This is a genomic window from Janthinobacterium saanense (genome assembly GCF_014200675.1).
Classification (GTDB): domain Bacteria; phylum Pseudomonadota; class Gammaproteobacteria; order Burkholderiales; family Burkholderiaceae_D; genus Janthinobacterium.
Genome location: NZ_JACHCI010000006.1, coordinates 92,662 through 105,367 on the forward strand (window position 1 = coordinate 92,662; position 12,706 = coordinate 105,367).

Sequence of the window (12,706 nt, forward strand, 5' to 3'; positions counted from 1 at the left end):
AATTAGTGGGCGCTGGCGGCCGAGGCGGCTGCCGATGCCGATGCGGCTGCGCCAGGCGCGGCGGGAGCCTGGGCCGGCACGGCGACAGCAGGTGCGCCTGGCTTGATTTTTTGCAAGCCTTCCACGATCACGCGGTCACCAGTAGCCAGACCCGAGGTCACCAGCCAGCTGTCGCCGACGGTGCCACCAGTGGTCAGCACGCGCTGTTCAACTTTGCCTTCCTTGTTCAGTATCATGGCGGTCGCTTCGCCGCGCTGATTACGCGTCACGCCGACTTGCGGCACCGTGATGGCTTGATCGTTGACGCCGGTTTCCAGCTGCGCACGCACATACATGCCTGGCAGCAAATCACCTTTTGGATTCGGGAACAGCGCGCGCAGCACCACGTTGCCGGTGGTCGGATCGACCGTCACGCCAGCAAACTGCAGCTTGCCCGGTTCGCTGTACTTGCTGCCGTCCGGCAGCAGCAGGCTGACCTTGGCCTGGCCATCGCCGGCCTTCTTCAGGCTGCCGTCAGCCAATTGGCGCTTCAGGCGCAGCAAGTCGGTGCTCGACTGCGTCACATCGACGTAGATCGGATCGAGCTGCTGCACGGTGGTCAGGGCAGTCGTCTGGCCTGCCGTGACCAGCGCGCCGGCCGTCACGGTCGAGGTGCTGGTGCGGCCGCTGATCGGCGCCGTCACGGTGCTGTATTTCAGGTTGATGTTGGCCGTTTCCAGCGCTGCCGCTGCCGACTCGACGTCTGCCTTGGATTGCTCGAAAGCCGCGACTGCATCATCGTAATCCTGGCGGCTCACGCCTTCGATGGCCACCAGTTCCTTGTAGCGCGCCGCTTTCGGACCAGCCGTCAGCAGATTGGCCTTGGCCTTGGACAGGGCCGCCTTGGCCGAACTGTAGGCAGCCTGGAACGTCGCAGGATCGATCTGGTACAGGGCCGCGCCTGCTTTGACATCGCTACCTTCGACAAACAAGCGTTTTTGAATCAAGCCGCCCACTTGCGGACGCACATCGGCGACCTGATAGGCATTGGTACGACCGGGCAAATCGACCGTCATCGGCAACGCGGCCGGATTAACAGTAAACACGACCACCTGCGGCGCTTGTTGCGCGTGCGGTGCCTCCTGTTTTTTACTGCAGCCGGCCATGATTACAGTGGCGCACAGAACGGCAATAGCGCCGCTCGTACGCGGCGACGTCAAGGAAAAAGTTGGTTGCATCATGGACTTTCTGAAAGAGAAGCAGGCTAGTGTCGTTAGAAATGAGTGAATTTATTAACGCAGATCAAAGAATGAACGATCATTCTAAAATCGTCAAGGGTCGTTACAATTGAAACAAAGTAACTATTAATGCGATTGAATTGTCAATGAGGCAATATAAAGAACAAAAGAACAGCTGGGTCGCAGCAGCCGGATCAGACAACTGACAGGCGACGGCAAAAGGAGTGACGCGGAATAGTGGCTTGAATGAATACTGTAGCAGGGTAAGAGTTTCTTTGCAGAACGTGGTGATATGTGCGCAACACTAACGGGCGCCCCCCTGTTCGGCATAATTATTTACCAATGGTATCGAAAAGGCACTGTAGAACATGTGCGCTACTATGGTTGTCCGATGCGAGACCAGGCAGGGGTGCCACATGACCGCAATAGCACAGGACAGCACGCCACCACCGCAGGGCCAGGGGGCGCCAGCCTTGCCGGCGCTCCCCTTGTCGCCCTTGCTATCGACCGGCGTAGCGGGCCTCGATACCGTGCTCACTGGCGGCCTGCTGGCCGAGCGCCTGTATCTGGTCGAAGGCATCCCCGGCACAGGCAAGACCACCCTGGGCCTGCAATTTTTGACCGAAGGCGCGCGCCTGGGCGAAGCCGTGCTGTATATCGCACTGGCCGAGTCTGAGCCGGAGCTGCGCGCCGCCGCCCTCTCGCATGGCTGGGACCTGGCCGGCATCGCCATCGAGGAAGTCTCGTCCAACGATGACATCATCGATCCGGAACGCCAATACACGATTTTTCATCCGTCCGAGATCGAACTGGCCTCCACCAACCAGCGCATCGTGGCAGCCATCGAAAAACACCAGCCTACCCGGCTGGTACTCGATTCACTTTCGGAATTGCAGTTGCTGGCTGAAAGCCCGCTGCGCTACCGGCGCCAGGTGGTAGCACTTAAGCAATATCTGGCAAGCAAGCATTGCACCAGCATCCTGATCGATGACCGTTCTGCCCTCGATGATGGCTTGCAAGTGCGCAGCGTGGCCCATGGCGTGCTCTCGCTGGAATTGCACAATCAGGATTATGGCAATGACCGGCGCCGCCTGCGCGTGGTGAAATACCGCGGCGTGTCGTTTCGCGGCGGCGCGCACGATTACAAGATCGCCTACGGCGGCCTGGTGGTGTATCCGCGCCTGGTAGCGGCCGATACCCGGCACGATAGCGGCCATCGCCACCTGTCGAGCGGCATACCCGAACTCGACTTGATGACGGGCGGCGGCCTGGAAGAAGGCATGAGCACCCTCATTTCCGGCCCGGCCGGCAGCGGCAAGTCCACCTTGGCGGCGCAATTCGTGCATGCGGCCACTGCGCGCGGTGAAGCCTGCGCCATGTTCCTGTTCGAAGAAGCGCGCAACAAGTTGCTGAACCGGGCCGACAGCGTGGGCATGCGCCTGAACGCGGCCTTGTCCACCGGCTTGTTGAGCGCACAGCAAGTCGATCCGGCCGAACTGGCGCCGGGAGAATTCGCCCATGCCGTGGTCGACGCCGCCGACCGGGGCGCCAAAATCATCGTCATCGATAGCCTGAATGGCTATATGCATGCGGTGCCCGATGAACGCTTCCAGAATACCTATCTGCATGAACTACTTAACTATCTGAGCCAGCGCGGCGTGGCCACCCTGCTGGTCGGCGTGCAGCCCAATATACTGGGCACGACCATGACTACCTCGTCCGACGCCAGTTATCTGGCCGACAACGTCATCATGCTGCGCTACTATGAAACGGAGGGTGAAGTGCGGCAAGCCATTTCGGTGTTCAAGAAACGCGCCAGTACGCATGAGCGCAGCATACGCCGCTTCGAAATCGATAGGCAAGGCATACGCATCGGTCCTGTGCTGGCCGGTTTTCACGGCATATTGTCGGGCCTGCCTACGGCGGGACAGGCGCCATCGCCCTAGGGCAAGCCATGGAAGAACGCATCCTGATCTACGCGCCGGCCGGCCAGGACGCCATTCTGGCCGGCAAGGTGTTAGCCAGCGGCGCCATGCTCAGCCACGCCTGTCATTCCGCTGGCGAGCTGGCCGAACAACTGGCGCTGGGCGCGGGCGGCGTGCTGACGGTCGATGAAGCGCTGCATGGGGGCGGCTATCAGGTGCTCGATAACTATGCACGCCAGCAGCCGGACTGGTCCGACTTGCCCATCATCCTGCTGACGCATGCAGGGCGGGATAGCCTGCCGCTGCGCCAGGCGATTGCCACCCTGGGCAATCTGACCCTGCTGGAGCGCCCGGTGCAGGTGCTGACCCTGATCACCTCGGCGCACGCCATGCTGCGCGCGCGTCAGCGCCAGTACCAGGTGCGCGAGACGCAGCGCCGCAAAGATCAATTTCTCGCCAGCCTGGGCCATGAATTACGCAATCCGCTGGCGCCCATCAAGACCTCGGCGGCCCTGCTCGGCCATCTGTATCCGGACTCGGCGCAGGTGGCCAGGCTGCAGGCCGTGATCGAGCGCCAGGTGACGCATCTGACGCGGCTGGTGGATGATTTGCTTGACGTGGCGCGCATCAACACGGGCAAGATCGAACTGCAATACCAGGATTTCACGCTGGAGCAGATGCTCGGCCATGTGCTGGAATTGTGCCAGCCAGCCGCCAGCGAGCAGCACATCGGCATCAGCCAGGACTTGCCGCCGTACACTGTCAGGCTGCATGCCGACTATGCGCGCGTGGTGCAGATCTTTGCCAACATCGTGTCGAACGCAGTGAAATTTACGCCGCCAGACGGGCATATCCATGTCGCTGCCCACATGCAGGGCAGCCAGTTGCTCGTCAGCATAGAAGATAACGGGATAGGCCTGGACGCGGACGCCATGGCGCGCATCTTTTCCATGTTCGAACAAAGCCGCACCGTGGAAGGCAAGATGACCAGTGGCCTGGGCATAGGCCTGAGCCTGGCGCGCCAGTTTGCCGAAATGCATGGCGGCACCGTAGACGCCGATAGCGCAGGCCCCGGCCATGGCAGCCGCTTCCTGGTCACATTGCCAGCCAGCAAGGCGGACATACCGGACGCCACGCCTGCCATGCCGGAAACGGCGCCCGCCCCCACCGGGCCAGCCGTGCACGTGCTGGTGGTGGACGACAACCACGATGCAGCCGATTCACTGCTGGCACTGTTCCAGATGGAAGGCTACGCCGCCAGCGCCGCCTACGATGGCGAACAGGCGCTGGCAGCCGTCGCATCAGACTGGCCGCAACTGATACTGATGGACCTGGGCATGCCGGGCATCGATGGTTATGAAGCGGCGCAGCGCATACGCCAGCAGGCGCATGGGCGCGAAGTACTGATGATCGCACTGACAGGCTGGGGCCAGGGCGACGCCCGTCAGCGCACGGCGCAAGCGGGATTCGATCATCACGTCACCAAACCGGTCGACTTCGACGCCATCGCCGCCCTGTTCCGGCAGCACCTCAACGATAAAAAAAAATGAGGTCTATTTCCAATTTCCGCGTAATTCCTGTACCCGCTGCTGCAGTAACTCCGGCGTAGCTTCTTCCGGCGGCACGGGCACACCCACGGCCAGCGACAGGCGCGAGCGCAAGCCTGCCTTGAAAGCCCGCTCAAACAAGTGGCCGTTGCGGTGGCTCAATAAATGCCCCCACAAGCCGCGCAGCGCCAGCGGAATCACGGGCACCTTGCTGCGCTCGATGATCTTGGCGATGCCGCCCTTGAATTCGCTGATCTGGCCTGTACGGGTCAGCTTGCCTTCCGGGAAGATGCACACCAGCTCGCCTTCATGCAGCGCTTGTGCGATATCAATAAACGCTTTTTCCATCAGGAAAGGATCTTCCTTGGCCGGCGCGATCGGTATGGCCTTGGCCGTACGGAATATCCAGCCCAGCAAGGGCATCTTGAAGATGCGGTGATCCATCACGAAACGGATAGGACGCGGGCTGGCCGCCATGATGACGATGGCGTCCACATAACTGACGTGATTGCACACCAGCACGGCCGCGCCTTCGGTGGGAATGCGCTGGCCATCGACCACTTTGACCCGGTGTACGGTCTGTATCAATATCCACGCCAGGAAACGCATCAGGAATTCCGGCACCAGCGAGAAGATGTAGGCGGCCACCAGCGCATTGAGGATGGCGGTGATCAGGAACAATTGCGGTATCGTGAAACCCTGGCCCAGCAGCACGATGGCCACGCCGGCCGCCGCCACCATGAACAGGGCGTTGAGGATATTCATACCGGCGATCGTGCGCGAAATGTGTTTCGGGTCGCAACGGGTCTGTATCAGGGCAAACAGGGGCACGATGAAAAAGCCGCCAAACACGCCGATCATGACGATGTCGATCAGAATGCGCGGCACGCCCGCCTGGGCGATAAAGCCCAGCGCATCGACCACCTGCGTATTGGCATAGGCATTGCTGGCGAAAAACAGATCGATACCGAACAGCGACAGGCCGATGGAGCCGAACGGCACCAGGCCGATCTCGATCTTGTGGCCCGACAAGCGTTCGCACAGCAGGGAACCGGCGCCGATGCCGACCGAAAACACGGTCAGTAGCAAGACGAACACGCTATGGTCGCCATGCAAAAAGTCCTTTGAATACACGGGAAATTGCGCCAGGATCAGGGCGCCATAAAACCAGAACCAGGAGTTGCCCAGCATGGCCAGGAAGACGGGACGGTTCTTGCGTGAAAAACGCAGGTTGCGGAACGATTCAGCGACGAAATTGACGCTGATCTTCAGGTCCGGCTCGGGCGCCGGCGTGCGCGGCACGCGGTAGCTGGCGATCAGGCCCAGCACGGAGACAAAGATGGTCGCGCCGGCCACCAGTTCCACCCCCAGCGGCTTGTGCACGATCAATACGGCGCCCAGTATCTCGCCCAGCAAGATGCCGACAAAAGTGCCCATCTCGATCAAGCCATTACCGCCGACCAATTCCTCGGGTTTCAGCTGCTGCGGCAGATAGGCATATTTGACGGGGCCGAACAGGGTCGAATGCACGCCCATGCCAACCACGGCGGCGACCAGCAGCCACAAGGTGTGCGTCATCCAGCCAGCGGCGGCCACGGCCATGATGGCCAGCTCCATCCATTTCACGAAACGGGCCAGGCCCGCTTTTTCAAACTTGTCGGCCAGCTGGCCGGCTGTGGCCGAGAACACCACATAGGGCAAGATGAACAGGCCGGGGATCAGATTGGTGATGGTGGACGGATCCAGCGTGGTCCAGCTCAGCGCATCGTAGGCGAGTATCACCATCAAGGCCGTCTTGAACAGATTGTCGTTGAAGGCGCCAAAGAACTGGGTCCAGAAAAATGGCCCGAAACGACGCTGTGACAATAAGGAAAACTGGCTTTGTTGACTCATGGTAGGCAATGGGCGATGAAGGAATGGCTAAAATACAGCACTATCTGGCGCACGACAATCTGAATGTCACTGGGTTGCTTATCATCAATACACGATTCTGCGCGCCGCCCCATGCTGGCCACTACTCTGTCTGATGGCTATCATCACCAATCGTACAGAGTGCTCCTACTTTGGGCGTGCCCTCCTGTCACGCCCGTACCGCGAGGAAATTCTATCCATGGCCAACCTCATTCTGATAGCCGTATTACTGGCGGGCGCGCTCAGCACTGCTTTTATCGTATCCATACTGGCCTATATGAATACCATCACGCTGGAGGAGGCCAACAGACAATTGCGCACGGATATTGACAGTATGCAGGCGCGCCTGCGGGCGCTGGAACGCCTTCCTGCTGCGACGACTCCCATCCTTGAACCTGCCAAAGCTGCGCCTGCGGCAGCACCCGTCCAGGCAGCCGCCGTTGTCAAGGCCGAGCCTGTCAAAGCCCCGCCTGCGCCACCGCTGCGGCCAGTCTCACCGCCCCCGCCCAAGCCTGCCCCCACCCTGCCCGATACCCCAGCCTGGATAGCACACAAGGATGGTCTATTTGCCAAGGCCAAAAACTGGCTGTTGACGGGCAATCTGGTGGCCAAGCTGGGTTTATTGATTCTGTTCCTGGGCGTCAGCTTCCTGCTCAAGTATGTGTCGGCGCAAGTGACGCTGCCCATCGAACTGCGGCTGACTGGCATCGCGCTGTTTGACATCGCCCTGCTGGCCTGGGCCTGGCGCATCCGCGGTAGCCGTCCCGGCATCAGCCTGCCGCTGCAGGGCACCGCGCTGGCGATACTGATGCTGGTCACTTTCGGCGCCTTCCGCCTGTACGGTCTGATGCCTGCCGGCCTGGCTTTTGCCCTGCTGTTCGTGCTGACGGCCCTGACTTGCCTGCTCGCGGTGCTGCAAAACGCTGTCTGGCTGGCCGTGTTCGGCATCGTCGGCGGCTTTGCCGTGCCGCTGCTGGTGTCGACCGGCAGCGGCAACCATATCGGCCTGTTCAGTTATTACGCACTGCTCAATGCGGGCGTGTTCGTGATCGCCCTGCAACGTGCCTGGCGCATCTTGAATGTGCTGAGCTTTGGCTTTACCTTTGCCGTCGCCACCACCTGGGGCCTGCTGCGCTACACGCCGGACAATTATCTGTCGGCACAATTGTTTCTGATCCTCTACGTGCTGTTTTATGTCAGCATCGCCATCGCCTACTGCGCGCGCCAGGCGCCGCGTTTGAAACATTATGTGGATGGCACGCTGGTATTCGGCACGCCGCTGGCCGCCATGGGCTTGCAATTTGGCCTGGTGCAGCAGTTTTCATTCGGCCTGGCCTTTTCCGCGCTGATTGCCGGCCTGTTTTATACAAGCCTGGCCGTAACGCTGTGGCGCCGCGACAATTTCAGGCTGCTGGCCGAAACCTTCTTGGCGCTGGGCATCGTCTTCGGCACCCTGGCGATTCCATTTGCGCTCGATGGCCGCTGGACCTCGGCCGCCTGGGCGCTGGAAGGCGCAGGCATCGTCTGGGTCGGCTTGCGCCAGCGTCAGACGCTGGCCTGGGCCTTCGGTTTGCTGGTGCAGGCGGCTGCCTGGATTTCTTTCCTGGTCGCCATGATGGGACTCGATGCGGCTGCGACCCTACAAGCCCATCTATGGCTGGGCTGCCTGCTGCTATCCGCCGCCGCAATGGTGATGGCGCTCAGTTTCCGCCGCCATGGCAGCCCCTTGTATCCTGATCTGATGCCCAACCTGGCGGTGATTTTCCTGATCGCCGCCACGGCCTGGCTGCTGGGCGGCGTCTGGAATGAAATCCTGCTGCATACCGAGGCTGCAACACAATTGAACCTGCTGACCATCAGCGGCCTGGGCGTGGCCGCCTTGCTGGCCTGGCTGGCCCACCGCCTGCAATGGCAAGCCGCGCGCGCCCTGCTGCTGGCGGTGCAGGCGCTGGCCGGCTTGATGTTGCTCAGCCGCGCCAGCTGGGCCTGGGACCAGCATCCTGCCAGCCTGTTCGAAGGCTCCTTCCTCAGCGCCCTGCTGCTGGGCGCCGCCGCCTTTGCCAGCGCCTGGTTCACGCAGCGCCAGGCCCGCCAGGGCGATGACTTGGCTGCCCTGGCGACGCGGCCCCTGCTGCAATGGAGCGCCATCCTGTGGTTTGCCGCCATCCTCGTGCCGCTCAGCAGCTGGCTGCTGCAGCTGATCGATGGCAAGCTGCCATTCCAGGCGCAGGCGGGCGAACACTGGCTGGCCCTGTACGTCATCACCGTGGCCGTTACCACGCCGGCGTTTGTACTGCTGGCCCAACGCCTGGCCTGGCCGCTGCTGCGCTGGTTCGGCGTTGCCGCCTGGCTGGTGCTGGGCTTGTGGAGCATCAATCTGTTGCTGGAACTGTCCATGCGCAGTGATCTGCCGAGCGGCCTGTCGTGGCTGGCGCTGGCTTGCGCCCTGGCAACGGGCGAATATCTCTTATACATCTGGCCGCGCGCCGGCTGGCGTCTCGACGCGCGCGCCTTGCGCCTGCTGCATACGATCAGGACGGCCGCGCCCTGGTTGATGCTGTGGCCGGTGGGTTATCTATATGTCAGCGCATGGCTGGCGCCGCACGAAGACAGCGTCAGCCCTGCCTGGGCACGTTACCTGCCGGCCTGGGCCATGATGCTGGCGCTGGCCTGGCTGATACGCCGCTGCCGCCTGGGCGGCTGGCCGGTGGCGCCCATCGCTGGCTGGTATCAGCGCACTCTGATCCCGCTGGCCGCGCTCTGCTCGCTGCTGCTCATGAGCGCCTGGAATATCCTCGACGATGGCGCCATGGCGCCCCTGCCCTATTTGCCACTGCTCAATCCGCTGGACTTGAGCAGCGGCTTCGCCATGCTGCTGGCAATAAGCGCTCACCGCCTGCTGCCAGCGGGTGAGTGGCCACTGCCAGCCCGGTGGCAGCCGCGCCTGCCTCTGGTCGCCGCCTGCTTCGTGTATGGCTGGTTCAACCTGATGCTGCTGCGCACGGTGTCGCATTATCTGGGCGTACCCTATGAATTTAACGCCATGCTGGGCTCGCAATTCGTGCAAGCCATGCTGTCCCTGGTCTGGAGTATCACGGCCCTGCTGCTGATGCGCCGCGCGGCGCACCGGCAACGGCGCCAGCAATGGAGCCTGGGGGCCGTGCTGCTGGCGCTGGTCGTCGTCAAGCTATTTACCTTCGACCTGTCGAACGTGGGCGGCATCGAGCGCATCGTGTCATTTGTCGGCGTGGGCTTGCTGATGCTGCTGATCGGCTATCTGGCGCCTTTCCCCAAGGCCAACACGCATGTGCCAGCCGAACCGAACCCGGGAGCCGCATGAAAACCGTACTCTTTTTCTGCAGCTTGCTGATAGCGGGCGCCGCGTCTGCAGCATCGCAAGACCAGCCGCAAGACTACGGCTGGAGCATCGTGCTGACGCCGCAAGCTGGCGCCGGCCTGAGCCGCATGAGCTTGCCCACCGATGTGTATCTGCACGCGCGCTCAGCCAGCCTGGACGATGTGCGCCTGTTCGACGGCAGCGGCAAGCCCCTGGCTTTTGCCATTACCGCGCCGCCCGTGCAATCGCGCACGCAGCGCGACAGCATTCCGGTCAACATTTTTCCGGTGGTCGGGACGCAAGTCTCTCACAGCAATCTCGATGGCTTCGATATCCATACCGGCAATGATGGCCGGTTGCTATCGGTCAGCTCGCGCGAAGGCACGGCGCCTGGCATGGCATCGCGCTTGCAGGCACTGGTGCTCGATGCCGGCAAGCAAAGCAAGGATGGCCGCATCAACGCCCTGCGCTTTACCTTACCGCATGACACCGACAACTACAACGCGCAAGTACTGCTGGAAGTGAGCGACGACTTGAAACAGTGGGACGCGATTGCCACCACCACCCTGAACTGGCTGCGCAACAGCGATGCGCAAACCCTGGCGAACGACCGCATCGACTTTGCGCCGCGCAGCTTCCGCTATGCCCGCCTGAGCTGGCAGTACGGCGAACCCATCGCCTTCGCCGCCATCGACGCACAGCAACTGAGCCAGACGGCGATCGCCGCGCCGCGCGCCTCGATTGCGCTGCAGGGCACGGCCGGCAAGAGCGGCGGCGAACGCCTGTATGCCACACCGATTGCCATACCGGCCGATAGCATCAGCTTGCAGCTAGACGACAGCAACACCGTCATGCCCGTGACCCTGGGCGTCTATCACCAGGCAAATACAGCGCCACAACACAGGCTGCGCTTAAGGCCACGGACGACAACCAGCGGCCACTTCGAAGCGCTGCTGAACACCACCTTTTATCGCATCAATGTCGATGGCAAGGAGAAAATCTCGGGTGAGCTATCCATGCCGGTGGTGCAGACGGCGCAATGGGTATTGCGTCCGCAAATAGAAAGCGCCACTGTCATGAACAGCAAATCGATGTTGCATCTGGGCTGGACACCTGCCCAGCTGGTCTTCCTGGCCAGCGGCAAGCCGCCGTATCAGCTGGCCTTCGGCAAACAGGGCGCCAGTGCGGCGGCGCTGCCGCTGTCGCAAGTCGCGCCAGGTGTCAAGCCGGAAGAGTTGCTGGCTTTGCCGACGGCTACCCCAGGCCAGCTGGTGGCGCTGAACGGTACTGCGCCCGTACAAAAAACGCCGGACAGCGCAGGCTTGCGGCTGGCCGCCCTGTGGGCCGCCTTGCTGCTGGGTGTGGCCGTGCTGGGCTTTTTTGCCTGGCGTTTGCTGACACAAATCCGGCAAGAGCCCAGGGCTTAATACCGTCTATTTAAGGCCGCAAATTCAATGCCGCAACAGCGCCTTGAAGGTTTGCGGCATCCACGGCCGTGCCGCCAGCATGAAGCTGATGGCCAGGCGTTCATTGCCGGGCAGGCGCGCATCCTCCTGGTGCTGCTGCGAAAACTCCACCGCCACCTGCTTGAGCCGCTCCAGCAGGGCAGCCGTGGATTTTTTTGACAGCATCACATTGACCAGGCGCAGCAATTCCGTCTCGCCGTCGAATTGCGAATTGAGGTAGTCGCCATACGCTTCTTGCTTGAAGTAGGTATGGATGGGACCGTTCGGTATCCACGCAAACGTGCGCGCCACCAGCAGTTTTACCCGGTTGTTCGGCAACAGTTCCAAAAAACCGATCTTGTCCAGGCGTAGCAGGTATTTGATGGCTTGCGCTTCGCTGATGTCATAGATGGCGAGGATCTGTTCCAGCGGCAGCAAGTTCAGGGCCGAGACGGCCACCACGAACAGGCGCGGATCATCGATGATTTCTTTCTCTTGATCATAGGTCAAGCCCGTGATCAGGGTCGGCACGGCCTGCGCCGCCTGCATGGCTTGCATCAATTGCGGGAAGTCGCTGTCGATGGCCACCAGGATCTGCTCCAGGCGCTGCAGCGTAAATTGCTTGAGCGAAAACATGCGCTTGACGCTGGCTTCCGACACCTCGATGCGCCGGGCCAGTTCGGCATACGTCACGGAACGCGCTTTTAACAAGCGTTTCAAGGCTTCGATCAAGGCATGGGTTTGCTGCATCTCATTCTTTCACAATCAACAAGCAAATATAGTATCAAAAAATAATACCACCAGTATGAACACTCACTACGAGTAGCGTTTTCGTTGACCCAACACAGGCGCTGGCTAATCATGGCGCTGCCAATCAGGCACATATGAAGGAGACCACCATGCAACGCTTGCTACCCCTGTATTTGTCCATCTTGCTCGCCATATCCGGCACGGCCCATGCCGGCGTCTCGGAAAACCTGTCGAAAGGATCGCAAAATCTCAGCCAGGGTTCCGCCATCGTGGTGGCCGGCTCCATGTCGATGCTGGTGGCGTCCGGCCAGATCGTCGTCGCCAGCGTGCAAACCGTGGGCGAAGGCATCGTCATCGTCCTGAAAGGCGCATCCGAAGCGGGCGGCGCCTCCATTCAGTTGAGCGCGCAAGCGGCCAAGGGTTTGTCGGTGGCGGTCGGCACGGTGGTCAGCGTGGTGGCGGTCTCCACCGGCCACGTGCTGGTCTTGTCGGGCAAGGCGATTGCCTTCATCCCGAACGAGCTGGGCCAGGCTTTGCTGCACCACTCCAAGGTTTAACAACGCCACGCATAACA

General features: G+C 61.4%; 8 protein-coding genes. 5 read left to right on the top strand and 3 right to left on the bottom strand.

The features are described 5' to 3' along the window. Nucleotides 1-2 precede the first annotated feature (2 nt). Nucleotides 3-1,217: an efflux RND transporter periplasmic adaptor subunit gene (locus HDE72_RS11050; protein ID WP_183740862.1), complete on the bottom strand. Its 1,215-nt coding sequence runs from the start codon at nt 1,215-1,217 to the stop codon at nt 3-5. Nucleotides 1,218-1,633: 416 nt separating this feature from the next. Between HDE72_RS11050 and HDE72_RS11055 the strand changes: the two genes are divergently transcribed. Then, on the top strand, nt 1,634-3,163 hold the full coding sequence (locus HDE72_RS11055; RefSeq protein WP_183740504.1) for an ATPase domain-containing protein: 1,530 nt from the start codon (nt 1,634-1,636) through the stop codon (nt 3,161-3,163). A gap of 8 nt (nt 3,164-3,171) precedes the next feature. After that, nucleotides 3,172-4,692 carry a hybrid sensor histidine kinase/response regulator gene (locus HDE72_RS11060; RefSeq protein WP_183740508.1) on the top strand — a complete coding sequence of 507 codons (1,521 nt, stop codon included), beginning with the start codon at nt 3,172-3,174 and terminating at the stop codon, nt 4,690-4,692. 3 nt (nt 4,693-4,695) lie between these two features. On the opposite strand, the gene HDE72_RS11065 is transcribed toward HDE72_RS11060, so the two are convergent. Further along, nucleotides 4,696-6,582 (bottom strand): MFS transporter, encoded by a 1,887-nt coding sequence (locus HDE72_RS11065; protein WP_183740511.1) that lies wholly within the window; start codon nt 6,580-6,582, stop codon nt 4,696-4,698. A gap of 217 nt (nt 6,583-6,799) precedes the next feature. Here HDE72_RS11065 and HDE72_RS11070 point away from each other — a divergent pair, with 217 nt between their 5' ends. After that, nucleotides 6,800-9,940: a DUF2339 domain-containing protein gene (locus HDE72_RS11070; protein ID WP_183740514.1), complete on the top strand. Its 3,141-nt coding sequence runs from the start codon at nt 6,800-6,802 to the stop codon at nt 9,938-9,940. Further along, entirely contained in the window at nt 9,937-11,364 is a 1,428-nt protein-coding gene (locus HDE72_RS11075; RefSeq protein ID WP_183740517.1) for a DUF3999 family protein, read from the top strand. Before HDE72_RS11070 ends, HDE72_RS11075 begins: the two co-directional genes overlap by 4 nt. A 24-nt stretch (nt 11,365-11,388) precedes the next feature. Here the strand turns inward: HDE72_RS11075 and HDE72_RS11080 are convergent, their stop codons facing one another. Beyond that, nucleotides 11,389-12,132 carry a helix-turn-helix domain-containing protein gene (locus HDE72_RS11080; protein ID WP_183740520.1) on the bottom strand — a complete coding sequence of 248 codons (744 nt, stop codon included), beginning with the start codon at nt 12,130-12,132 and terminating at the stop codon, nt 11,389-11,391. A 149-nt stretch (nt 12,133-12,281) separates the two neighbouring features. Between HDE72_RS11080 and HDE72_RS11085 the strand changes: the two genes are divergently transcribed. Beyond that, nucleotides 12,282-12,689 carry a hypothetical protein gene (locus HDE72_RS11085; RefSeq protein WP_183740524.1) on the top strand — a complete coding sequence of 136 codons (408 nt, stop codon included), beginning with the start codon at nt 12,282-12,284 and terminating at the stop codon, nt 12,687-12,689. The last annotated feature ends 17 nt before the right edge of the window (nt 12,690-12,706 follow it).